The sequence below is a fragment of the Ruegeria sp. BC7 genome (genome assembly GCF_056539165.1).
In genome coordinates, this window is the sequence record NZ_JBQFUL010000003.1 from 431717 (window position 1) to 454069 (window position 22353).

Below are 22353 nucleotides of genomic sequence, written 5' to 3' on the forward strand. Positions count from 1 at the left end.
CCGGTTACGCATGTTCAGGCGCGGCTAGCGCGGCTTTGGTCTCGGCCGGGTTGGACATACCCTGACCCGGCACCAGCACCGTGCGCAGCGCCTTGTCCGCGAAAACCCGTTCCCGGGCTGTGCGGCTTTCAAACCATGAAAGAACCATCGACGTGGGCATCGCAACCGCAAGTCCGACCGCCGTTGTCACCAGCGCGACCCAGATGCCTCCGGCCAGCAAGGATGGATCAACCGATGACCCCGCAGACTGAAGGCTCTGGAAGGCTTCGATCATCCCAAGCACCGTTCCGAAAAGCCCCAGCAGGGGCGCAAGCTGCGCCACCGTGTCCAACAGTCGGAACCCGCGCTCAAGCCCGGCAAGTGCAAGCCCCGCTTCTGCATCCAGTCGTTGATCAAGACCGGGCGTGGCAGGTGCATCCATAGCGGCCCCAACCAAGGGGGCAAGATAGCTGCGGCTTTCCGCCAATCGCGCCCGAGCACCCTGCGTGTCGCCGTTGTCCCACGCAGCCAGCGCCTCAGACAGAACACGGTGGCGACCGACACCCGAAGCCGCAAACTGCCATAGTTTGTAAAGGGTAACCGCAAGCGTCACCACGGACATTGCGATGAGAATTCCGACGACCGGCCCGCCAAGGGCCAGTATATCACGAAGGGCGATCAGCGGGCTCATCCAAGCAACTCCACATCTGTCCGGCTATTCAGCTTTAGCGCGTCATCGCAAAGCTGACTGTCTGTCCCGGCAACAACACAGGTGTTTGCCCCATTGATCAACGCTTGGCCCAGCCCATCACAGGTCAGACCCGGCAAATCAAACTGGCGCACTCGAGGCCGGTCAACCGGCAGGTCACGGAAATTGAACAGCGACAAGCGGACCACACTGCCGGACGCATCGAAAATCACCGTTTCAAAACTGACCGAGTCGATTGCCTCTCCGGTCTTGTTGTCGACCAGAAAGGTAAGCCGGCAGGCACCCTCGACATCCTGAACGGTATTTAACTCCATCAAAAGGCCGGACTGCGCCGCCCCTTCGGATTGCGCCTGCGCTATCATCGGAAAAGAAACGGTTATCGCGGCAAGAGCCAAAAGGCGAAACGTCATTTACGCGCTCCCAGTTGTGCAACACAGGCATGGACGACCGGCGCGTATCGCCGACGCTTTAACCGTCATATCCAAGACGAACAGAGCGCGAAAGGGCAACCGACGCCATTGTGATTAAAGGCACAAGACAGATGTTTCACAAACCAAAGCGCAGGGACCGTGCGCAGGGGTCCAAGGCTGAATGGAGTAGCACGAATGAAACCGGTCTAGCGTCACTTGCCCAAGATTTACTGAGACGGCTCCTGGGCTTGATAATTGACCATTGCGCAGGCAATCAGCCATTCCATCACGTTGGCCTTGATGTCGTGCTCTGACGCTTTTGCGATCGTTCGGCTTTCAAATATCTGAGCGTATATCGGCCAGGCCAGTTGGTCAGCCGGATAGATCGACCCTTCTGTCTTGTGGCGCTCCCATTCATACAATGTGCCGCCTGTCACTCCAAAGCTGATTAGGCCAGGAATAGGCGGTTTTCCCCTTCCGTCGAGATACAGCGGGTCGGCATAATCCCTATGCCCCAACCCCTGAACGAAACTCACATTGGAAGGATTGCAGCCTAGTCCGAACCACATGCCTTCGATCACGGCGTCCCGCATTTCAGCCGGAATCTCACCATTGGCTGCGTAGTACAGCGCGTAGTGCGCAGCCCTCCAGTTCGAGCCCGGCCCGAAACGAAGCCATCCAAGACCCCACGGGTATGTGGCCGTACTGTGCAGCCCATAATCACGACCCATGCGTTCCGAGTTCTTGATGCGATTTACTGTCCACCATTTGATAGCATTGACGATATCGGGCTTGGTGGGCCTGCCTTCCTTGGCGGCCTGCAGATATTCGAAATAGGAAAATTGAAGGACTTCCCGTTTTATGTACTCAATCGGCTCGTCCGACATCGGGGCAAAGGGATTGTTGTCCTCAAATACCTTCTGGGCGGCTGCGTCTCCGCTGGCGCGAAAGACACCTGCCGCAGCAGCGACGCGCGCCCGTGAAACGACGCTGACCCATCTTTCGCGCTCTGGGTCGGGTTCTTGTTGCGCGGTCGTATCCTGAGTCTCTGACGCCTCCTGCACAGGTTTGGAAAGCGCGCCGTAGGGATCCTTGGACAGAAATTCCTGTTCTGCCCAATTCCATGCGCGCAGAGATTCCTGTATGAGCTCATCGCCAAGCGCGTGGTCGCCGCAGACCTGTTTGATCACAAGCCCAAGCTTTGCCGCACTGCGTGCAAACAGATATCCAGCCCAATCTTCCGGCCCGTAGCAGTAGGTAATCTGAACGGGATTCCACGACACAGAGCCGAAAATCCCAGATTTTGAGTACTCAACACCACCGCTGACTCCGCCGTCTTCGCGCTGTGTTCTGCGCCAAAGCGAAATACCCCAAAGCGCCTCGTGAATGAGATCAGGCAGAACCGTTTCTCCGTCACCCCGATCCGAGTCATTCTTACGCGCCTTGACGCTGTCGTCGGCAAAGGACCTGCCGCTTTCGGGGATGTTCAGATCCAGAGAACGCGCATACTCGAACGTCTCGATGATATGAGCCATGTGATAGATGACTTCCGTATGCTGAATACGGCGATCCCAGTCTCCGGCGTCGTGCCAGCCCCCCCAGGCGTTGGGATTAAGGTGCTCGGACCAAGCTGCTGTTGCCCCCTGCGCACCGCTGTTCCCGTGGGGTTGTTTACGCAGCGCCTGGTCTGAACTGGCCTCACCGTACCCGTCGGTCTTATTTCCGATCAGCACATCCGTCTGCCACACCAGCAAACCGTCTTCGGGGTGGCCGTTGCGAGGGCGCGTTCTGCCTTCTCCGTATGGTTCGGCAATTTCGCAGCCTGACCGCTGATGAAAATACCATCGCGCCACCAGCCTAAGCGCCTCGGCATACGGAGCGGCCGAAATCTTGAAAGGGAATGAGACTCCCAGCTCATTCACTTGCAAACGGTATTCGCCTTCACCATTCAAATCCGAAAAGTCAGCCTCGTAAATGTCACAACCGTTGAAGTTGTCCTCGCCCCGATGCGGCTCGGTCGCTGGCTTTGCCAATTCAAGCGTTCCCGTGCGCACAACCGTGCCATCTTGTTCGTTTATGACGCTCCACCCGGTTTGGTCTGAAAGGATTGCATCCGTGTTACCGCTGTTGCCGTCCTTGTCATGCCCCCACCACTCTCCGACATATCCCTTTTTGGGTCCGGTCAGCGGGTATCCGGCGTGGCAGACATGTACGGCTTCGCTGAAGGCCGTTTTTGACTTTTGGCTTTCGATTTTTGAAACGGATGGGCCTTCCACCGAGATGGTAGCGCCGTCCGGCACCGGTCGATCCAGAATAAATGTCAGGATGTGCCGCTTGGTGCTGTCCCAACGGCCCACATCCAGAGCCACAGTGCGAATTGGAACGGATTTGCGATAGACCACCAGGACGTTGGCTGCTGCGCCGTCGACGAGAACCGTCCATTTCGAGGGCTGGTCCGCCAATGATCGCTTCTGGTGCGGTTCGGGTCCGGTGCGAAAGCCTGACAGCCTGCTTCCCGGCACCTCAGTCGGCCAGGCCATGAACAACTGGGGCTGCGTCACGTTCGCGTCGCCCGAGAAATACCCCTTCTGCCCATTGAGCCGGCCGACAGAGCCGAACGAGTCGTAAGGATCAGGAGCCCATTCCCGCGTGTCACCCGCTTTTACCTCGACACTCTGCGGGTGATCAAAAAGCGTGTCTACCAAGGTGACCTGGACGATGTCACCCCCAACAAAGCTGATCGCGGGTTCCACCGAAATACCCGGATTCAGGACTGAGGCCAACGCACTGGCGAAGGGCGCGGCAAGTGCCAGCGCGGTGCCCTGAAGCAAAATGGCACGTCTAGAAAACGTCATCTGCCGCATCCTCCTCTCGGCTCAAACTCTGTGACCCTAACTTATTTCCCTGTTCGCTCCAAACTCTGCAAAAAGCGCCAGATCAAACGGGGGCGCAAAAGGCTGTCAGGGTACAGAACGGCCCCGCAAGCACCTTCAAAAAGGGCGGTCGACTTGCGCCCGTATTGATATTGATTGCGGACACCCGACCAGAACACGTCGATCTGTCTGGCTCGCAAAAGGGACCCGAGGCGCGGACCAAACCTTTCCTTCATTGACGGGTTCACTGCCACTTTCTCGATACACGGCGCGCGATGTGCAAAGACCGGGCCGCGCGCACGGAAATTCGCGCCACTGGAAACTTGCCGATAGTGCAACAGCGCCGGTCCCGGAACTACGGTGAAAACACCCAGAAGGGCGACGCGGCACCAGAACTCCCAATCCTCGCCATTGACAAGGGCTTCATCAAACCCGCCGCTTTGCCGCGCGATGTCCGTCCTGAGAGCCAACGCTCCTCCGTTGACCACAAAGTTCTTTCGCAGCAACGCGGCCAGTTGATCCTGCGCGGGAACAAGCTGACGGTTATCCGCCCCCCGCATGGGTTGCCCATTCACGTCTATCCTCTGCACACCCGCCACCGCCCCGACCGCGTCGTTTGTCGTCAGTGACGATTGGAATTCGTCCAGCGCCCGCTGATGCAACAGATCGTCGGCGTCCAAGAAAAGCACGAAACGACCCTTGGCAAGCTCTAGCCCCATGTTCCGAGCCGCACTGACGCCTTTGGCCGGACCTGCCACCGCACGAAACCTGCTATCCAGTTGCGCAAAATTGTCAGCGATCTGGCGCGTCCCGTCCGTTGACCCATCGTCGATGCAGATGACCTCGAATGCGTCAAAGGTCTGGTCGCGCACGCTCTGCAGCGTTTCCTCAAGAAATCGTTCCATGTTGCGCGCGGGAACAATGACCGAGAACACTGGGTCCGAGGATGCCCGAGCCATTCTCATCCCTCCTCTACCCGATCGACCTTGACGGCCGTGCTGCTGTATTCAGCGAAGTTGAAATGCAACAGACCTGCGACCATGCCTGCCCCCCTCAGAATTTCGAGCCAACCCCGATACCATCTGGCCCGAGAACCGAAGCCAAGGCAGAGGCACATGATCCCGCCCCACCCAAGGGCCGCAACACTTTTCGCAGCGCGCAGCGCAACGCCCTGCCGCCTGATCAACGCAATTCGGCTTAGCGTATTGCCCATGCGGAACCACCTTCGACCCAGCCAACGCAAGGTCGTCCGGTTTTCGGGCACGTCATCCCAGACCAGCGCACCCGCAGCCGCCCTGATTGTTCCGCCACTGGCGCGCAGTCTCGTGAAAAATTCCTCGTCTTCACCGCCGGTTATGTTGAAACGCGGGTCGAACCTGAATCCCCGCTCACGAATGACAGAGGCATCAACCATCGAATTGTTTGTTGCCGCAGACACCAGCTTGGCCCCTTGGTCATAAGGACCCATGCGAAACAGGTTCAGCGCCTCGATCCAATCCGGTGGCTTTTGCCGGTACCGCGGCTCAACCGGGCCTTGGACAGCCACGGTGTCTGGCAGCCCCATCGTATCCAGCATCTGGATCAGCCAGCCCTCAGACGCCTGTTCGTCATCGTCAAGAAAGGCGATGAAGTCCGCATCCATCGGGGCTTCGCTTAACGTTCTGTTTCGCGCAGACACAATTCCACGCTCGTATTCAAAGACATAAACAACCGGCCAACGACTGAGCTGCTGAATATCGCCCAGCATGTCGCTTGCGGGCGTTTCGGGGGCGTTGTCGGCGATCACAAGTGTCACCTGAACATTGCGACCCTGCATGTCCTGCCCGTTCAGACTTTCAATGAGGGATTGCAAACCCTGCGGCCGCAGAAAAGTGGCGACACAAATGGCGACATGCGGCGCAGCGTTGTCCCGACGGCCAGAGGTCATCGCTGCTGCACCTCGCTGATCTCGCGGCTCGGGCCACTTGGGCCAACGCTGTCAGAGTTTTGAGCCGCCAATGATCCCTGCATCGTTATCCCTTATGCTCGGCACTGTCCGGCCGCATGTCGCTCCAAGTGGACCAGGGCAGGCTTTGGCGGCCGGTCAGTTCCGCCACATATTCCATGTCGGGCCTGAACTGGTTCGCAAGCATCTCACGTGTCTCTGACGTTGGCGGTGGGACCATGATCTTCAGATGCTGCTTGTTCATCGACAGCACCTGCTTCAACCCCGGAAGGGCTTTGAGTTTTTTCACCCCACCTTCCATGCCCAGAGATCGCATAACATCGCCTCCGAAACGCAACGACTTTTGAAGAGTCTGGTTCTTGTAGGTGACGTTTTCGTGAAATCTTTCTGAAATCGCATCTGACCCGGATCCGGGCGAAATACCAAGATGCTTGCAAATTTGGTCATACGACTCGTCTGGATTTGCGGCGACTTCTTCCGAGAACAAAACCAGCAACGCATCCCGGTCAAAATAGGTCAGCCAGTTCTTCAGGTTTGCCTTGTACTGGCTTTGCTGCACATAGGCGGGGTTGCGCGCCAAACCTGCTTCAACCGACGTTGACGGCGCAATGTGGCCCTTGCGAATTTCATGCAGGTGATTGGAAAAAACCCGCCCGATCGGATCCCGGAGGATGCAGATCAGCTTGAGGTCCTTGTTATAGTCGCGGGCGCGGCGGGGCGCGTCAGAGCTGAAGAAGTAGGTGGGCGAACACTCTCCGCATAAATTATCAGGAGGGGAATCTGCGAAACAGCTTTCGTACCACGTGTAGCCGCGATCATAGTTCGCCGTGAAGAAGTTCAGTTCCTTGGCTTCGTTCGTCGTTACGGATTCGTGCTCTGAAAGAACATGGTGCAGCCAAGTCGTTGCTGCCTTCTGCGCACCAATTCCTATGAAGTCCACCTTCGCCACACAAAATCCCCTATGAACAAATCAACCTACAAACACCGCTGGCAAACGTCGGGATATTCTGCTTGGCCAGCCTTTGCGCACCTCATCACCGCTGGGTGCGTTTGAACACATCTTTCTTCAGGACAATGCCCAGCGCGCGTGGGAACCTGTTAAAATGCCTCTTGCGAATATGCCCGGGACCGGTCGCGGTGCGATGCAGCCATTCTAACCCAATTTTCTGCATCCACACAGGCGCGCGCGCGTAATCTCCGACGACATAGTGAAAACAGCCGCCGCAGGTCACAACCCAGGCACAATGCGTCAATCGGGGCGCGATACGGGTGGAAAAAAGCTGTTCCTTCGGTTTGCCCAGCCCAACCCAGAGGATGTCAGCCTTGCTTGCATTGATGTCATCAATGACCGATTCGACTTCGGATTCATCAAAGTAACCGTTTCGCCGACCCGCGATTTTCAGACCGGGATGAAGTTCGGTCAGCTTTTCGGCACAGGCGCGATTGATCTCTTCGGTGCTGCCCAGAAGATAAAATCCCACGTCGTTCTCGGCAGCCGCGGCCGCGGCGGAATGGATGAAGTCGGTTGTTGCGGTGCGCTCTGGTATTGCGTGCGACCCACGCTTCAACTTGGAGGCCCAGACCACGATCTGTCCGTCAGCGTGAACGATGTCGGCCGAATCTATGACCTCGGCGAATTGCGCATCTTCGTCATAAAGCGATATGCCGTATGCGTTGGCATCGAACACCGTCAACGCCCGCTGGTTGCGGCCGCTTCTGCGCCCTTCGACATCGTCCAGCATGGCAGAGGTCAGCTCAGCGTCGCTGACCAGCGCGACGGGCATTCCTGCTACAATCGTATGCGACAAACGCTTGTCGATAATCTGATTCATCTCACAACCAACTCGTCAAAATAACAAATACGCGCACAGGTTATCAGTATTGCCGATTCTCGCGAATACCTTCTCACCGCATTGCCAAGTTTATCGGTGCACATGGGACCAAAACGGCAATTGGGCCTAATATCCTATCTTTTAGTCGCTAAACGTGGTTTTCTAGGCCCATTGTTGACGCCAAATGTTGTTTTCACTGTTGATTTAGGGCCACTCGCCGTATGTTTGGACCTATCCATACCGCACGTTGTTATTAGTTATGACTGATCAGTATCGCAGAGGATTGGACGTGGAACTCTCGGGGGTGGGCCTAGCTGCGGCAGGTGACCCAGAGCTTAGAACGCTGTCCAACATAGCATGGGCCATCAGACGTTCGCTGCCGTGGGTCGTGGCACTTGGGTTTATCGGCGCGGTCATCGCTTATGTTCTGACTTACACCTTGGACACAAAATATACGTCCAGTGCAAAAGTCATGATGGAGACGCGCGTTCAGACCGAAACGCAGTTCACGCCGCATGTTTCGGGCCTGCCGCTGTCGCTAACTTCATTGGAAAGTGAATTGGAACTGCTGCGTTCTACGGATCTGATCGAAAGCGTTGTTGACCGGATGCAGCTACAATCGGACCCGGAATTTTCCGGAGAAGGCACAGGCGTCAACCTGTCTCCAATCACGTTGGCGCGCCAGATCAAGGACAGTTTGGTCAGCGCCTTGAGCGGAGGCGAACAGACTGAAACCGAGCTGGGCTCTGAAGAAGAACTGCTCCGCGAAACGACAATCGAGAACCTGTCGCAAGCCACCCGCATCGAACAGGTGGGTGAAATTTCGGCAGTTTACCAGATCCGCGTTACGTCCAAGTCACCACAAAAGGCCGCCGACATCGCCAATAACCTGGCGGGTGAATACCTGTCGAACCTGACCGCGATGAAACGCAATGATCTGGGGCAATCTCAAAGTTGGCTAACCACCCGGATCGGGCAATTGCGCGAAGATCTGAACAAGTTGAGTTCCGACCTCGAAACCCATTCTATCGAAACGCCTTATTCCCCGGATGAATACGCGACCATCAAGGCGCAGCGGATTAAATCCGAAAGGCGAGCGGCGCTTGCTGAAAAGGAACTGGCCCGGATTCGGGAACAGGCGAATACAATCCAAACCCTTCGGGCGCAGGGCAAGTCGCAGGACGCGATTGAGTTTGCGACCCAGATCGGGATGTTGCCCCCGGATATCAGCGAAGCGACCGGGTCGGAAGAGGCGCTGCAGCGCCTGAGCGCGGCGCAGGACATCGCCGAAAAGCGGGTAGAGCAGTTGGAGAACCAGCTGAACGATCTGACGCGAAGCATTGAAGTTTTCAAAGAGCAACAGGCCGAACAGGTCCAGCACGATTCTGTCACCAAACGGATTGAAAACGAAATTCTGGTTACAGAAGCGATTTATCGTGACTTTGTATCCCAGCTTGGACGCCGGGCGGAACAGGGCGATTATCTGGACGCCGGGGCGCATCTAATCGAGCGGGCGCGCGTATCTGTCGATCCGTCAGAGCCAAAACGGTCGCAGACATCCATCGCAGTTATGTTCGCGATTATTTTCCTTGGTCTGGTCTGGACCGTACTCCGCGAAATCTTTCAGAAGCGGCTTAGAACCACACACGAATTTGAAAGTGCAACCGGGGTAAAGCTGTCGGCCATCCTTCCTGAAATCAAACATGTCCCGCAGTTTGAAGCCTTCTTCACCAGCGAAGGCAAGCTGGACCCAGAATTCATGCGCTACGGAAAGAAACTGCTGGCCAGCAGCGATGTCGGGTTGCGGTCGTTGCGGCAACAGGATGAACCTTCATTTTCGCAGGCTGTCGAGTTCTTTTCAAAGAGCCTGGATGGTAAGCCCAACCAGAACTTGCCGAACAATGGATGTGTGATCTTCTCTGGGGCATCCGCATTGCCGGACGAAGGTAAAACGTCTTCTCTGTTGCTGATCGGGTCTGTCTGCGCCAAGACCAAATTCAGAACTTTGATCATTGATTGCGATACCGTCTCATCTGCGTATCAAGACCTGTCGCAGCTTTCAGTCGACGAACTCAAATACTGCACGTCGAACCCTGCGTCTTTCATGGATCACATAGTTGCAACCCCCCAAGACGGGCTTGATATCCTGCCGCTTGCGGGCAGTCAGGATACGGGCACGCAGGTCGCTCTGGTGGAAGAATTCCTGCGGTCTCCGGGATTCATCAATCTGTTGATTGCCTTGTCGGATGTGTACGAAGTCATCCTGCTGGATACTCCGCCCCTTCTGGCAGCCGTGGAATCTGCGTATCTGTCCCAGCTTTCTCAGCGTGTCATTCTGTTCACCCGGTGGAACAAAACGCACAGAAATGCCGTTTACCAGGCAATTCGAGAGCTGGACAACGCTGACGTGCGACCATCAGCTTTGGTGGCGACGCGGGTCGATATGAAGCAAGCCAAACGGTATGGCGACCCAAATCTTGGTTAACGAAATGCGGTTTGCGCGATCCGTTGGCCCCAAACGCCAAGGCGCGCTTCTATTTTGCGGCTTTTTTGGCCCCCAAGATCCGGCGCGAAAATAGAAAGTTGATGATCATCCCGGCAAGGGTCGATGGCACCAAGGCCAGAACCGGATAGGCACCAGCTATTTCGTTAAGCCGGATCAACGCGACAAATACCGCGTAATTGACCGCAAGACCGAAACTCATGGCCAGAACGTAGCTTACGAACTCTTTCAAAGTGGGGCGGCTTGCCGTTGTGAACGTGTATGTCCGGTTCAGGTACCAAGTTGTCGTAACCGCTCCTAAGAACGAAAAGATACGCCCTATCTCGGGCGGTAGGTTCAACAGTTCGGTTGTAATCAACAACAACCCAGCGTCCACGAGGAAAGCGACCCCGCCGACAATCATGAATTTCAAGAACTCTGAGGAAGGCATTTTCCGAATTCCGCCCCCGCAACTGATATTAGCTTCCGCACGTGATCCCGTTTCGCATGCGCCCCACAAAGCAAAGCTGGAGGATCGCAGCAAATTGGTCTCATCAAGGGTTAGAGCTTTGACCCTTATGTCAATTTTTCTTTTGGCATATGTGATTATCTGGTATCCCAAAACATATTCTGTCAATCCATGAATTTTCGATTTTTTGGAGGAAGGATACTGTGTTTAAAGAGGAAGTGACGTCAAATCTGCAGGAAGGCATCCCGGATCATGTTGCTTCTGATGACGCGTATCGGATTGCAGTCATTCTGCCCTGCTACAACGAAGAAGCCGCAATCGAACTCACCGTTTCCGAGTTCAAGACCGCGCTGCCGGATGCAGACGTCTACGTGTTCGACAATAACTCGTCAGATGCCACAATCGAAGTCGCGCAAAAGGCAGGCGCGACCGTCCGCTCCGAACTCAACCGGGGCAAGGGCAATGTGGTCCGGCGCATGTTTGCTGATGTTGAGGCCGACGTTTACGTCATGGCGGACGGCGACGCCACATATGACGCCAGCAATGCCGGTGACCTGATCGAGCTTTTGCGAAACAACAATCTGGATATGGTGAATGGCGCGCGAAAGCACTCGGACGACGCCGCGTACCGCCCCGGTCACAAGTTCGGAAACCGTTTGCTGACGTTTATGGTCAAGCTGTTTTTCGGCAGGAATCTGGACGATATGCTGTCGGGGTATCGGGTCTTCAGCCGACGGTTTGTCAAAAGCTTTCCCAGTATGTCCAGCGGTTTTGAAATCGAAACGGAACTGACTGTCCACGCCCTTCAGATGAGGCTTCCGATTGATGAGGTTCAGGTCAAGTATCGGGCACGGCCCGAAAACTCGGTCTCGAAACTGTCCACCTATGGGGACGGGCTTAGAATCCTGAAAATGATTGGGTTTCTTGTGAAAGAAGAAAAACCAATGCTGTTCTTCTGCTCGTTGGCAGGGCTGGTTTTCATACCCTCCGGCCTGGTGTTTCTTTCGGTGTTCCTGGAGTTTCTTGAAACCGCGGAAGTCGACCGCTTTCCTTCGCTATTCGCGGCCCTGACAGGTTTCCTGGTTTCGTTTATGTGCGTTGCCTGCGCTCTTATCCTGGACACAGTATCGCGCGGCAGGCGAGAGGCGCGCCGCCTGAGTTACCTGCAACTAAGCGCACCCAAGCCCTAGATGTTCGGCGGCGGGTCTTCCCACACCCAAAACCGCGCTCGTCACCAAAGCCCATACATTGCCCGTCACCAGACAGGGTTCCACAGAATGATCAGGTTGGGTTTACTCGGTTAACGGAGCCTCGGGCGCCATTTCCTCCACCGAAATTTCCAAGCTGTCGCCGGGAAGTAACCGGGTCAGCTTGTCCGCCGGAAATAACTTCAGTTCACCGTCAACAAGGCGGTAAATCTCGACCGTGTAATCGATGTCCGTGATCAGGCTGTCTACACCGATCTCGCTGGATGCTCCGGCCAGATATTTGGCGATCGTGTCCATTTGCAAACTGGCATCTCGAATGGCCAGGTTCGCGCCCCGCCGTTCTTGCAAAAGCCGCAGAGACCGTTCCTGTTCGTATTGCTCACGATCGCGCCTCAACCTGGTCAGAACCAGACTGGTTGTTGCAAGGTCTTCCTCCACGTCCAACAGCCGCGTTGCGGACAGAACGGTCGTGCGGCGTGTATCCGCGATGCGAGACCCCGGAGCCAACCCACGATCAACAAGGCTGATGACCCTTGCCTCTTCTTCCTCATCGGCGGCGAGTGCCTTGGCCAGCTCGAATTTCTGTTTCTGCAGAATCGAAATCCGCTGCCCCGCCTGTTGTTGAGCTTCTTCAAAGAAGTGCCGCTCACCGGTTTCGTTGGCAAGGTTTATGGTGCGAATCTTGACTTGCTCGGTGATCAAGTCCTCCAGGACTTTCTCTGACACGGACACGTGATCAATAAGCGGCTGTGGATGCGACATGTCATCCAAGAGCTCCGAGGTGGTGCGCCATTTCTGAACCAGGGCTTCCGCATGATCCAGCGCGGCCTGACCATAGGCCGTCTGCCACCGCATCAACTGGATGGGATCAATGCTGACATCATCCGTCAAAAGCTGGCTTCTGACACCACCCGCCAGTGCAACAGCTTCGCGCGCGGTGACGCCGGGACGGTAATCTACCTGACCAGTACGCGCGACGTCGCCACCAATGATGATTGGCCTGTACCCGTTCCGGGAAATCTCGACTTCATCACCATCCAACTGAATGATGAAAATCTGCCCGTCACCGTTGTATTGCTTTACAATCTTCCCGGCAGCGTCCAGTCGGACACGCTGCTCCAACTCTTCCAGGGATATACCTTGCGCTTTGAACTGCCCCAGCCATTGCAGGTTCACAAAGCCATCCACGTCTATCAGCGATTCAAAAGACAGGGCAGACAAGCCAGTAAACGTCACCTGAACCGTGTCACCGGGCTCAAGATCAAAATCCGCCAGAGCGGCCCCAGCGTTAAACAAGAATAAACCAAATACCGCGCCACGACCCAGAAACCGAAATTGATTTCCAACCCAGTCTGACGCTTTTCCTAACAAATCACTCTGTACCAATTTCATAACGGTCACCACGTTTCCTACTGGCAACACTTCCCGCACATTCAGTATCCGGTTGCGTTGCAGACCGCCCCTACGGTGCGGAACAGTATTTTCAGATCAAACCAGAACCCAATTTTCCGGGCATAGTCGCTGTCAAAAACTGCGCGATGCGAAAACTCTACATCGTTGCGGTCCGACACCTGCCACAAACCGGTGATGCCCGGCTTCATCAGGCCGTATTCCCGGCCCGGATAAAGAACTTGCTGCTCGGGCAGCATTGGCCGTGGACCAACAAGACTCATGTCGCCGACAAGCACATTCCAAAGTTGCGGCAGCTCGTCCAAAGAGGTCATCCGAATGAAACGACCGAATTTCGTGACGCGCGGATCATGCTCAAGCTTTTGATGCTTGTGCCACTCTGCCGCAGCCGCCGGACACTCTTTTAGATGCTTTTCCAACATCAGATCCGCATTCGGCACCATCGAACGGAACTTGAGAAAATCAAATTCCTTCCCACCGATTCCAATGCGTCTTTGACGATAGATGGCAGGACCGCCATCCAGTTTAACAAGTATCGCGATGCCCAGAATAAGCGGCAAAACGAACGGAGCGCCGACAAGGATGAGAAAAATATCCAGCAGACGTTTGCCTTTGACGGCGTAGAAACTTTTTAAATTGTAGAACTCGACAACTTCAGAAATAGAGCCTTGATTTGGTTTGCAAATTTCAGAATCTTCTATCCGAATAGAACTTCGAACATGGTTCATAATAACCCCCAGGACAACACAACAACTACACGGCGCGCGCATTCAAAAGACACAACGCAAAACGCCTCGCTGCTCGCTTGGCCCTTAAGCTAGGCTGCCGCGGCAACGTATAAATATTATTTGCTCGATATTGGGGTCTACGCACCAAGTGCGAATTCCCACCCACGTATTCCCCGACTCAGCTATAACGCTTTCCGGGATATTTGCCCCGCGATATGATCGCACTTATGCCTAAAGGAAACAACTTATTTGTTGGGGATTTGCGCTTGTCTTAGGCAATTGCCCATTTACCGGGCAGCCGTCAAATCGGCCCGACCCACGAGGTCGATCCAACGCCCCGTTTCCGGCTTTCTAACTGAGTTTCGCCTGTTCTCTCACTGCCCGATTTTCGAGGGCAGTTTTCTGAACACTTTCAAGCGCATCTTGCGGCTGAACGCGAATTGCAGCACAGCAACCAAAAGCGGTGTCAGGCATCCGATGATCAGACTGCCAAACACAAGTGTCCCGGTGCTTGCGCCGGAAAGATAAAACGCGACGAAGCACAACAAAGCGACCAGCGGTCCTGAGAGTAGGTATACTATTACCATCTAGTACGTTGCTCTTTTTCGGTCTTTCTCATTTTCTTCTGCACCTGCCCTTGTTGACCTCATGCTCTCGTGTTTTCGGGCGGCTTGGTTTGATTATAGATCAACCCGCCTGATTGGCCTTGAAGTGACACAAAATCTTGAGGTCAGTGACAATCTAACATCATATTCAGCCAACCACGAGGCGTCTCACAGCCTGAGCCAAGAAACGCATTGGAACTGGGCAAGAATACGCCAATTCATGGCAAAAACATTGGCATCACCTATGTTAACGGATTGTTAACAAAACATTATTTTCGAGATGCGGATTTGGCTAGGAAACGCGGAATCTTGCTCTTTCCCAAACCGTCACAGCGGCAGTCTGGCGAATGGCAACCAGAACCGCAAACATGACCAATGTGCCCAGCACGAGCAATGCGAATTGAGTCGTCAGTTCAGAGGACGATTCAGCCAACAGGCCGAACGGCACAAATACCAGCGCGGCAACCAAGGCTTTGGTCAATTCCTGAACCGGCACTTTGAGTGGATCAACCTTGCGTCCAACATGGTAGTAGACAAGGAAACTGACGAACGCGCTGAACAAAAAGGCGTAAGACGCGCCGGGCGCACCGAACAGATAGATCACGCCTAATGACAGCAAGGCGTGCACGATCAGCGTGCCGAACGTGATTACCAATTGCAGCCCAGTCTTTTTTGACCTCATGAACGAATAGCTGAAATAGGCGCCTTGCAGCCCGGTGACAAAGGCCGCGATTGCCAACACGCGCAGGTAACCAGCGGTTTCCACGGCAAAGCCCTGATCAAAAAGCAAGTTCGCGAACACGTCAGCTGCACTGATCAAGGCGGCAACAATTGGTATCGAGATCAGCATCAGAAATGAAAAATACCGCTCCAGTACCCTGTCGGACTGAGCGATACCCTTAACTTCATGCGCCTCGAACACCGATGGTGCGACCACGTTTGAAAGCGTGCTCATCGTCAGCACCAAAGACCTCATCGCCAGGGCTTGCGCGGCAGCGAAATAGCCTGCGGCCTCGATCCCGACGAGAACCGCAAGCAGGGATTGCGTGGACATCTCGCGGAAAACCGAAGCAGAGCCCACAACGGCAAGAGGAAAGCCGAAAAACAGATAGGTCTTTGCTTCGGTGCGTCTCGGAAAATAAATGCCGGATCGCTTGACCGTTATTACCAACGCATAAACCCCGGTAAGAGCTGCACCCAGCGACATGCCGATCACGGCACTCTCGTAGCCGCCACCGTTCATGATGAAAGCGACCGCCAGAGACACACCCAGAGCGTGCCTCAGCAAAGTAACAGCCGCGAACCTCGGCCCTTCTTCATATTGCCGCAGGCACACCGCACCAATTTCGTGAACCGCGTGACCGAGGCAGAAAACGGCTGCGAACAAAAAGCTGTTTGCCCGGTCAATGGGCAGGACCAAGTAAGCCAGACCGACAACCGCCGAAAGAAAAAGCGCGACAAGTATGGCAGAGCCAAGAACTGTTCCGATTGTCCGGCCTTCAAACTCTTTGGCGTGGTGAAACCGGCCCACCGAAATAACCAGCCAGAAAAACGTGAAGGAAAACAGAAGCATCCCCACCAGCAGGGTCAGTGTGTACCGACCGAACTCGGCCGGGCCCAACACGCGCGTCATGACCACGAGAATCGCGATCGCCATGAATGCGGACACCATCCTGGGGACAAAGTACCAAGTCATGAAAGACCGCTTAGCATGATCAGTGGCAGTGCACTCATTAAACAACCCAATGGCCAGATGCCGACATCGACTCAAACAAAATAAACTTACCGCTGCCCAAAACGCCCAGCCGTGCCGAATTGACCAGGGTGTTTGCCGTTCTGGAGAAATGCGTCGCGACAAACCTTGGCAGAAGCCGCGTTCGTTAAATCATATTCACTGCTGATTGTCGATTTTCCGATTGCGTCGGCCGGGTTGGGTTTCGACCCAAAGTCCGCGCGGCAATTCGCGACGAGATAGACAGGTCCACGTCAGATTTGTAAGTTTTGCTATATAGAGATCATTCTGATCTGCTGAATCGCGTTTTTCTGAGTTTTGTTTTGCTGGGTGTGTTTACTGTGGAATGACGATTTCCCATCGAAATATCCCTTATCAGCAGACCGTGGGAACCTCGTTCCATCACGTTGTCCTGGCGGTTTGCATGGTGTTTCTGATCATTGTCGGGACAGATATCCTTGGCGTTATCCTGTACGGCAACACCATCGCCAACAAGATCGAGATCCTGACCACCGTTCCAATACTGGCCACTACGATGCTGTATTACCGGCACCTCCTCAGAGGCGCTTTCGCCTCGCCGGAAATCGCGATCATGATCATTCTGGTTGTCCTGTCGACGTCCTGGAGCAACTACCCATTGCTGACGATGGAGCGTGCTGTTCCCCTTGTCGTGACGACACTCTTTGGTCTCGCTCTGGGCAGCATGATGTCCCTGCGCGGCTTGCTTTTGTTTCTTGCGACCTATTTCGCGATCTCCATGTTTTTGTCGCTCGCCGCCGTTATTGCCCTGCCGCAGGCCAGGGGTCTGGATACTTGGGAAGGGTTCTGGACCGGTATCTTTCTGCACAAAAACGAGTTGGGCGCGAACTCTTTGCTGGCCATTCTGACATCCTGGTTCGCAGCCCAAAAAACAAAAGGAAAACTGCGCGTTTTCTTCCAACTGACAATTGTTGTCGCCGTCGTTCTATTGATCGCATCCGATTCCAGGACCTCACATATAATCGGCGCTTTCCTTCTTTCCGGATTTTTCATCAGCAAGATCGCACCGCGTTTGGAATACCTTTGGGCATTGGCGTTCTTTCTTTTTTCGGCTTTTGTGATTGGCTTTTCCGCTTTGATCCTCGCCTCGGACATTGCCGATCCGCTTTTTGCGCTGATCGGACGACAGCCGACCTTGTCCAACAGAATTCCCCTGTGGGAAATTGCGTGGCCCTATCTTATGGATCGATTTTGGCTCGGATACGGGTATGCAGCATACTGGCACAGCGAGGCGCCACATATGCGAGTGTACGAAAGCCAGGCCAATTTGGGATTCTCGCCTCACTACTCTCATAACGGGATGCTTCAGACCTGGTTCCATATCGGGTTTGTCGGAGTGGCTTTGCTGTTCCTGGCATTGATCCGGTTTTTTGGGTCCATTTTTTACTGCATGCGCCACTTGAAAGACCGGGACGATCTGGTTCTTCTGTTCGTCCTGGGCCTGAGCTTCATCTTTTTGAACATCACAGAAAGCTCTGTCCTAAGCCGATTGAACGGCCAGTGGATTATACCGGTTATGTATATGACCAAGGCGAATCTCATCGCCAAAGCCTTGCGTGCTAGCAGTCGCTTGTGGGTGAGAGAAGCTGCATGAACATTAAACTGATTGTCATACCACGAGAACGGAAATCAAAGAGTCGTTATTTTACTCACTGTTTCCCAAACCAGAACAATTTCCATTGTCGCTCGGGCCTTCAATGATTGACAGCAACCCGCACAGTGTTGTGGACTTTATCCATTCGTACTTTTGAATCTTTTGCCAGTTCTTGTATCCGTTGGGGAGGCACCATTGAAAACAGCCATTTTTGCAGGTGGTAAAGGGTCTCGTCTGATCGAGGAAACCCGCGTTCGCCCCAAGCCACTGGTCGAGATCGCCAACCGGCCGATCCTGTGGCATATCATGCAGCATTACTCGACCTATGGGCATCATGAATTCGTGCTGGCCCTTGGTTACATGGGCGACCTGATCAAACGCTATGTTTCCGATCTCTGCCAATACGACGGGAATCTCAGGATCGACTTCGCCAAGCGCGAGCTGTTTGGCGAACCCGACTATCACAACAGTGTTTTGGACGCGCAGATGCCGCCTTGGACAGTCGATCTGATCGACACCGGGACGGAAACCATGACCGGTGGGCGGCTGGCCCGACTGCAACCGTACCTGGGCGACGACACGTTTATGCTGACATACGGGGACGGTGTTTCAAACGTCGATCTGGACGCGCTTGTTGCCTTTCACAAATCGCATGGAAAGCTGGCCACGATCACGATGGTGCGCCCGCTGACCACGTTCGGGCATCTGCAGGTGCGCGAGGACGGATTGGTGGAAGGCTTCGTGGAAAAACCCGAGACAGCAGCCGACTGGATCAATGGCGGGTTCTTTGTGCTTGAGCCCGAGGTGTTCGACGCCGTCGCCAGCGTGAACGGCGATGAGATCATGTGGGAAGAAGGCCCCCTGCCCAAGCTGATGGAGTTGGGTGAGTTGATGGCCTACCGCCATCCTGGTTTCTGGTATTGTATGGACCATCTGGCGGACAAACGCCGGCTTGAGGAGATGTGGAAAAATGGCAACCGACCGTGGGCAACATGGGAGCATTCAAAAAGTCCTGTTAACGGGTCATCTCGGCTACGTGGGGACGGTCACCGCCCCGGTATTGGCCGAGGCGGGAATCCAGGTGACTGGGTGCGATATAAATCTCTTTGATCGGGCTGATTTCGCGCCCGGCGGTGCTGTTCCCACGATCCCGAACCTGGGTAAGGACATTCGCGACCTGACGGTTGACGACCTCAAAGGCTTTGACGCGGTGGTGCATCTGGCGGCGCTGTCGAACGATCCGTTGGGACAGCTTCGCCCCGGCCTGACGCAGCAGATCAACCACGAAGGCACAATCCATGTGGCGAAACAGGCCAAGGCCGCTGGTGTGCGGCGGTTTGTTTTCGCATCCTCCTGCTCGAACTATGGTCGGGCCGGAGAGGATTTTGTCGATGAAGACGGCCAGCTTAACCCACAGACGGATTACGGCGTGTCCAAAGTTCTGGCCGAGCGGGATTTGAAACCGCTGGCAGATGACAGCTTCACGCCCACATTCCTGCGCTTTGCCACCGCCTATGGCGCAAGCCCCCGAATGCGGTTCGACATTGTTCTCAACAACCTGATCGCACATGCCTATACCTCGGGTCGCATCCTGATGATGTCGGATGGCACGCCGTGGCGTCCGATCATCCACGTCGAAGACATGGCCCGCGCCTTCCTCGCCACGCTCCAGGCCGACCCTGCCGAGATTTCGGGCGAGGCGTTCAACGTTTGCCGAACCGAAAACAACTATCAGATCCGCGATCTGGCCGAAATCGTGGCCGACACGGTTCCGGGTGCGAAAATCGACTATGCGGCCGATGCCGGACCTGACAATCGATCATACCGGGTCAGCTCGGCCAAGATCGAAAAATCTATCCCGGGCTTTCAACCCAAATGGGACGCGGTCCGGGGGGCGCAGCAATTATATGATGCGGTCAAAGCCTGCGACTTGCAGGTCGAGGATTTTGAAGGTCGCAAGTACAAACGTCTGGCCCAGCTGGAAGCCCTTTTGCGGGAAAACCAACTGGATCAGGATTTTCGCAGAACCGTGCCGATCGCTTCGTGATCGGCACGAACTGCGTTAGACGGCCTGAAGCTCTTGAATGACATTTCGGGCGCCGCGCTCACCGGATTTGAACGCCTCGTCCGTCCACTGATAGCCCCATTCTCCGAACCGTCCGACATAGGTTATGCCAACCTCGTCCAGCCACTTGTGAACGATGGGCAGCGCTTCTTCGCGGTCAAGATCGAAGATGATGTTGGCGTGGGTGATCAGACGGGCATCCGTGTGCAGAATCTTTTCGTCCTCGGCGATGAGGCCAATCTTGACGAGGTCATCGATCACCGGCTGGATCAACTCTTCGGGCGCGACATCCAGCGGCCTGTATTTATGTGAATAGTAGCATTCCGCCTGAATAGAGCCACATCCCGGCGGGCAGGTCTGGGTCGACATCTTGTGCGGGAAGCTCAACCGGGTAAAGACGATGTCCTCGTCATAAATATATGTCCAGGTTGCAGGCGTGAAATCATCGCGCGCCAGCCCGATATTCACAGTCACACAGGTGGTACAGGCCAGTTTTGCCGCAGCATCCAGAACATGCTGGGGCGCACCTATGACCATGGGGATCAAATCCGGCAGCGGGATGGATGAAATCAACTTGCCATATTGCTCGGTCACGCCGTTTTCAAACCGGACGGTTTTTGCAACGGGATCAATGGCGACAACCTTGTGATCCAGATGCAGGTCGGTCTTTTTCATGAACGGCTTGAGATAGGAAATGAATCCACCTTCGGTCGGGTAACGGAAGTCGGTGATATAGTGCACGTCAGGCGTTTCCGCGAAAACCGCGCCGCGGATCACCTCCTCCATCGACGGGCGGTACAAACGCGGCCCCATCCAAACCGTGCTCATCTGATCGGCGTCAACGGTATGGTATTTCTTGCCATAAACAGCCGGGAAATGCGTGGCAAACGTCTCACCAAAGACCGAAATCAGCCATTCAAGGTAATTGGCGGGTTTTTCCACCACGTCCTGCTTGGAGGCTTCGATAAAGTCCAGAATACACTGGGTTTTCAACTCATCCGGCAGGTTGTGCAGATTCGCCTGAGCCGGGTGCTTGACCCATGCGCCGTGGTAATAATTGTTCACGTAAGCCTGCAGTTTCTCAAACTTGCCACCGACATTGTTTGAAAACAGCTCTTGAATGCGAGGATCCTTCGAGAACGAGATATGCGGCCCGTCGTCAAAGATGAAACCGCTGTCATGGGCGAAGGTCGCGGTATGACCACCGGGGAACGGGTTCTTGTCATACATTCTGCTCGAGACGCCCTGAGCATGCAGATGATGCGCCGCGCCGAGTCCGGCCATGCCAGAGCCAAGGATAACTATGTTCTCGTTACTCATATCAGGTTTCTTTCACAATTTCGCGGCGCCACCAGGCGATGGTATCCGCAACTCCGGTTTCCAAATTATACTTCGGGGACCAGCCCAGTTCACGACTCAGGCGCGCGTTGTCGGCCACGACCAAAGGCGGATCACCCGCCCGGGCTTCGCGTGCGCCCAAGCGAACCAAATCTTCGGCCCCGATCTGTCGGGCGATCACGTTGATCAGATCGGCCAGCGGGATCGCGGTGCCGCTGCCGATATTCAGCGGGCCTTGCAGATCGCTGCCCAGCAGATCGACCAAAGCGCGGGCAACATCGTCAACATGCAGAAAGTCCCGTTTCTGACGGCCATGCGTGCACAGGGCTTCGCGCCCTTCCAGCAGCGAAACGATCACATCCGCCGCAAGCCGCTTTGGGCTTTCGCCCGGCCCGTACAGGAAGAACGGTCGCGCCCATGCTCCAGATAGCCCCAGCGCAGCACACATCCGGTCAAACGCAACCGAAAGGCCAGCCTTGGCCGCTCCGTATTCCGTGGCCGGAACCAGTGGGGTCACCCCTTCGCGCAGTTTGACGGGCGCGCTCCAATCATACTCCATGCACGAGCCGCAAAACACGACACGCTGCCCCCCGGCCTCGGCGAACGAGAACAGCAAATCAATCGAATGCTGTATCCAGCGGAAGTTTTCCAGCGACTGCTGGTTGCCCGGCCCCATATACCACGCCAAAGCCATCAAATGGCTGGGCTGCTGGCGCTGCAACAAGTCCCCGACTGCAGCTGAATCCGCCATGTCGATCTTTACCCAGTCCACATCACCGTCCATTGGCGGGGGCGGATCGGTGCGATAGGTCGCGACAACCCTGTACCCTGCGTCAGCAAGGTTTCGCACACAGGCCCGACCGATAAAGCCAGAGGCGCCAGTGACCAGCACTTTTGAATTTTGGGCCTTCAAATTCATCTGGGTTCAAGCTCCG

At 55.2% G+C, this 22353-nt stretch carries 19 protein-coding genes; 5 read left to right on the top strand and 14 right to left on the bottom strand.

Going from position 1 to position 22353, the window contains the following annotated elements; translation table 11 throughout:
- Nucleotides 1-4: 4 nt before the first annotated feature.
- The 7 genes from ACR0KS_RS11145 to ACR0KS_RS11175 all read right to left on the bottom strand — a co-directional run bounded on the left by ACR0KS_RS11145 (nt 5) and on the right by ACR0KS_RS11175 (nt 7748).
- Nucleotides 5-670 (bottom strand): MotA/TolQ/ExbB proton channel family protein, encoded by a 666-nt coding sequence (locus ACR0KS_RS11145; protein WP_170564220.1) that lies wholly within the window; start codon nt 668-670, stop codon nt 5-7.
- Nucleotides 667-1098 carry a hypothetical protein gene (locus ACR0KS_RS11150; RefSeq protein WP_170564223.1) on the bottom strand — a complete coding sequence of 144 codons (432 nt, stop codon included), beginning with the start codon at nt 1096-1098 and terminating at the stop codon, nt 667-669. Before ACR0KS_RS11150 ends, ACR0KS_RS11145 begins: the two co-directional genes overlap by 4 nt.
- Before the next feature lie 227 nt (nt 1099-1325).
- Nucleotides 1326-3953, bottom strand: coding sequence for a cellulase N-terminal Ig-like domain-containing protein (locus ACR0KS_RS11155; RefSeq protein WP_170564226.1), 2628 nt, complete (start codon nt 3951-3953; stop codon nt 1326-1328).
- A 41-nt stretch (nt 3954-3994) separates the two neighbouring features.
- Nucleotides 3995-4930, bottom strand: coding sequence for a glycosyltransferase family A protein (locus tag ACR0KS_RS11160; RefSeq protein ID WP_170564229.1), 936 nt, complete (start codon nt 4928-4930; stop codon nt 3995-3997).
- A 2-nt stretch (nt 4931-4932) separates the two neighbouring features.
- A complete protein-coding gene (locus tag ACR0KS_RS11165; protein WP_170564232.1) occupies nt 4933-5898 on the bottom strand; it encodes a glycosyltransferase in 966 nt (321 codons plus the stop codon).
- An 85-nt stretch (nt 5899-5983) separates the two neighbouring features.
- Nucleotides 5984-6865 (bottom strand): sulfotransferase domain-containing protein, encoded by an 882-nt coding sequence (locus ACR0KS_RS11170; RefSeq protein WP_170564233.1) that lies wholly within the window; start codon nt 6863-6865, stop codon nt 5984-5986.
- An 85-nt stretch (nt 6866-6950) separates the two neighbouring features.
- Nucleotides 6951-7748, bottom strand: coding sequence for a WecB/TagA/CpsF family glycosyltransferase (locus tag ACR0KS_RS11175; RefSeq protein ID WP_170564236.1), 798 nt, complete (start codon nt 7746-7748; stop codon nt 6951-6953).
- A 259-nt stretch (nt 7749-8007) separates the two neighbouring features.
- Between ACR0KS_RS11175 and ACR0KS_RS11180 the strand changes: the two genes are divergently transcribed.
- Entirely contained in the window at nt 8008-10233 is a 2226-nt protein-coding gene (locus ACR0KS_RS11180) for a Wzz/FepE/Etk N-terminal domain-containing protein (RefSeq protein WP_170564239.1), read from the top strand.
- A 49-nt stretch (nt 10234-10282) separates the two neighbouring features.
- Here the strand turns inward: ACR0KS_RS11180 and ACR0KS_RS11185 are convergent, their stop codons facing one another.
- On the bottom strand, nt 10283-10681 hold the full coding sequence (locus ACR0KS_RS11185; protein ID WP_170564242.1) for a GtrA family protein: 399 nt from the start codon (nt 10679-10681) through the stop codon (nt 10283-10285).
- Nucleotides 10682-10902: 221 nt separating this feature from the next.
- Between ACR0KS_RS11185 and ACR0KS_RS11190 the strand changes: the two genes are divergently transcribed.
- Nucleotides 10903-11889, top strand: coding sequence for a glycosyltransferase family 2 protein (locus tag ACR0KS_RS11190; protein WP_480693206.1), 987 nt, complete (start codon nt 10903-10905; stop codon nt 11887-11889).
- Nucleotides 11890-11991: 102 nt separating this feature from the next.
- Here ACR0KS_RS11190 and ACR0KS_RS11195 read toward each other — a convergent pair whose 3' ends face one another.
- From ACR0KS_RS11195 to ACR0KS_RS11210, 4 genes are all read right to left on the bottom strand, one after another.
- Entirely contained in the window at nt 11992-13299 is a 1308-nt protein-coding gene (locus tag ACR0KS_RS11195) for a polysaccharide biosynthesis/export family protein (protein ID WP_170564245.1), read from the bottom strand.
- A gap of 41 nt (nt 13300-13340) precedes the next feature.
- Nucleotides 13341-14045 carry a sugar transferase gene (locus tag ACR0KS_RS11200; protein WP_170483399.1) on the bottom strand — a complete coding sequence of 235 codons (705 nt, stop codon included), beginning with the start codon at nt 14043-14045 and terminating at the stop codon, nt 13341-13343.
- 374 nt (nt 14046-14419) lie between these two features.
- The gene (locus ACR0KS_RS11205; protein WP_170483397.1) at nt 14420-14632 is read right to left on the bottom strand and encodes a hypothetical protein; all 213 of its coding nucleotides are present in this window, start codon (nt 14630-14632) and stop codon (nt 14420-14422) included.
- A gap of 310 nt (nt 14633-14942) precedes the next feature.
- Complete coding sequence (locus tag ACR0KS_RS11210; RefSeq protein WP_170564248.1) at nt 14943-16346, bottom strand: oligosaccharide flippase family protein; 1404 nt, start codon at nt 16344-16346, stop codon at nt 14943-14945.
- Between the two features lie 382 nt (nt 16347-16728).
- Between ACR0KS_RS11210 and ACR0KS_RS11215 the strand changes: the two genes are divergently transcribed.
- The 3 genes from ACR0KS_RS11215 to ACR0KS_RS11225 all read left to right on the top strand — a co-directional run bounded on the left by ACR0KS_RS11215 (nt 16729) and on the right by ACR0KS_RS11225 (nt 20062).
- Nucleotides 16729-18015 carry an O-antigen ligase family protein gene (locus tag ACR0KS_RS11215; protein ID WP_170564250.1) on the top strand — a complete coding sequence of 429 codons (1287 nt, stop codon included), beginning with the start codon at nt 16729-16731 and terminating at the stop codon, nt 18013-18015.
- Nucleotides 18016-18210: 195 nt separating this feature from the next.
- Entirely contained in the window at nt 18211-19125 is a 915-nt protein-coding gene (locus ACR0KS_RS11220) for a sugar phosphate nucleotidyltransferase (RefSeq protein WP_480693207.1), read from the top strand.
- Nucleotides 19052-20062: an NAD-dependent epimerase/dehydratase family protein gene (locus tag ACR0KS_RS11225; RefSeq protein ID WP_480681450.1), complete on the top strand. Its 1011-nt coding sequence runs from the start codon at nt 19052-19054 to the stop codon at nt 20060-20062. The genes ACR0KS_RS11220 and ACR0KS_RS11225 overlap by 74 nt, the downstream gene beginning before the upstream one ends.
- A gap of 15 nt (nt 20063-20077) precedes the next feature.
- On the opposite strand, the gene ACR0KS_RS11230 is transcribed toward ACR0KS_RS11225, so the two are convergent.
- Together ACR0KS_RS11230 and ACR0KS_RS11235 are read right to left on the bottom strand one after the other, a co-directional pair.
- Complete coding sequence (locus ACR0KS_RS11230) at nt 20078-21400, bottom strand: NAD(P)-binding protein (protein ID WP_170564253.1); 1323 nt, start codon at nt 21398-21400, stop codon at nt 20078-20080.
- A 1-nt stretch (nt 21401) separates the two neighbouring features.
- Nucleotides 21402-22337 carry an NAD-dependent epimerase/dehydratase family protein gene (locus tag ACR0KS_RS11235; protein WP_170564256.1) on the bottom strand — a complete coding sequence of 312 codons (936 nt, stop codon included), beginning with the start codon at nt 22335-22337 and terminating at the stop codon, nt 21402-21404.
- Nucleotides 22338-22353: the final 16 nt, after the last annotated feature.

Bases quoted from the DNA above. Each gene is read 5' to 3' on its own strand.
- ACR0KS_RS11235 (WP_170564256.1), bottom strand. From the start codon at position 22,337: ATGAATTTGAAGGCCCAAAATTCAAAAGTGCTGGTCACTGGCGCCTCT.
- ACR0KS_RS11185 (WP_170564242.1), bottom strand. From the start codon at position 10,681: ATGCCTTCCTCAGAGTTCTTGAAATTCATGATTGTCGGCGGGGTCGCT.
- ACR0KS_RS11205 (WP_170483397.1), bottom strand. From the start codon at position 14,632: ATGGTAATAGTATACCTACTCTCAGGACCGCTGGTCGCTTTGTTGTGC.
- ACR0KS_RS11215 (WP_170564250.1), top strand. From the start codon at position 16,729: ATGACGATTTCCCATCGAAATATCCCTTATCAGCAGACCGTGGGAACC.
- ACR0KS_RS11145 (WP_170564220.1), bottom strand. From the start codon at position 670: ATGAGCCCGCTGATCGCCCTTCGTGATATACTGGCCCTTGGCGGGCCG.
- ACR0KS_RS11210 (WP_170564248.1), bottom strand. From the start codon at position 16,346: ATGACTTGGTACTTTGTCCCCAGGATGGTGTCCGCATTCATGGCGATC.
- ACR0KS_RS11165 (WP_170564232.1), bottom strand. From the start codon at position 5,898: ATGACCTCTGGCCGTCGGGACAACGCTGCGCCGCATGTCGCCATTTGT.
- ACR0KS_RS11230 (WP_170564253.1), bottom strand. From the start codon at position 21,400: ATGAGTAACGAGAACATAGTTATCCTTGGCTCTGGCATGGCCGGACTC.
- ACR0KS_RS11150 (WP_170564223.1), bottom strand. From the start codon at position 1,098: ATGACGTTTCGCCTTTTGGCTCTTGCCGCGATAACCGTTTCTTTTCCG.
- ACR0KS_RS11180 (WP_170564239.1), top strand. From the start codon at position 8,008: ATGACTGATCAGTATCGCAGAGGATTGGACGTGGAACTCTCGGGGGTG.
- ACR0KS_RS11175 (WP_170564236.1), bottom strand. From the start codon at position 7,748: ATGAATCAGATTATCGACAAGCGTTTGTCGCATACGATTGTAGCAGGA.
- ACR0KS_RS11200 (WP_170483399.1), bottom strand. From the start codon at position 14,045: ATGAACCATGTTCGAAGTTCTATTCGGATAGAAGATTCTGAAATTTGC.
- ACR0KS_RS11160 (WP_170564229.1), bottom strand. From the start codon at position 4,930: ATGGCTCGGGCATCCTCGGACCCAGTGTTCTCGGTCATTGTTCCCGCG.
- ACR0KS_RS11195 (WP_170564245.1), bottom strand. From the start codon at position 13,299: ATGAAATTGGTACAGAGTGATTTGTTAGGAAAAGCGTCAGACTGGGTT.
- ACR0KS_RS11155 (WP_170564226.1), bottom strand. From the start codon at position 3,953: ATGACGTTTTCTAGACGTGCCATTTTGCTTCAGGGCACCGCGCTGGCA.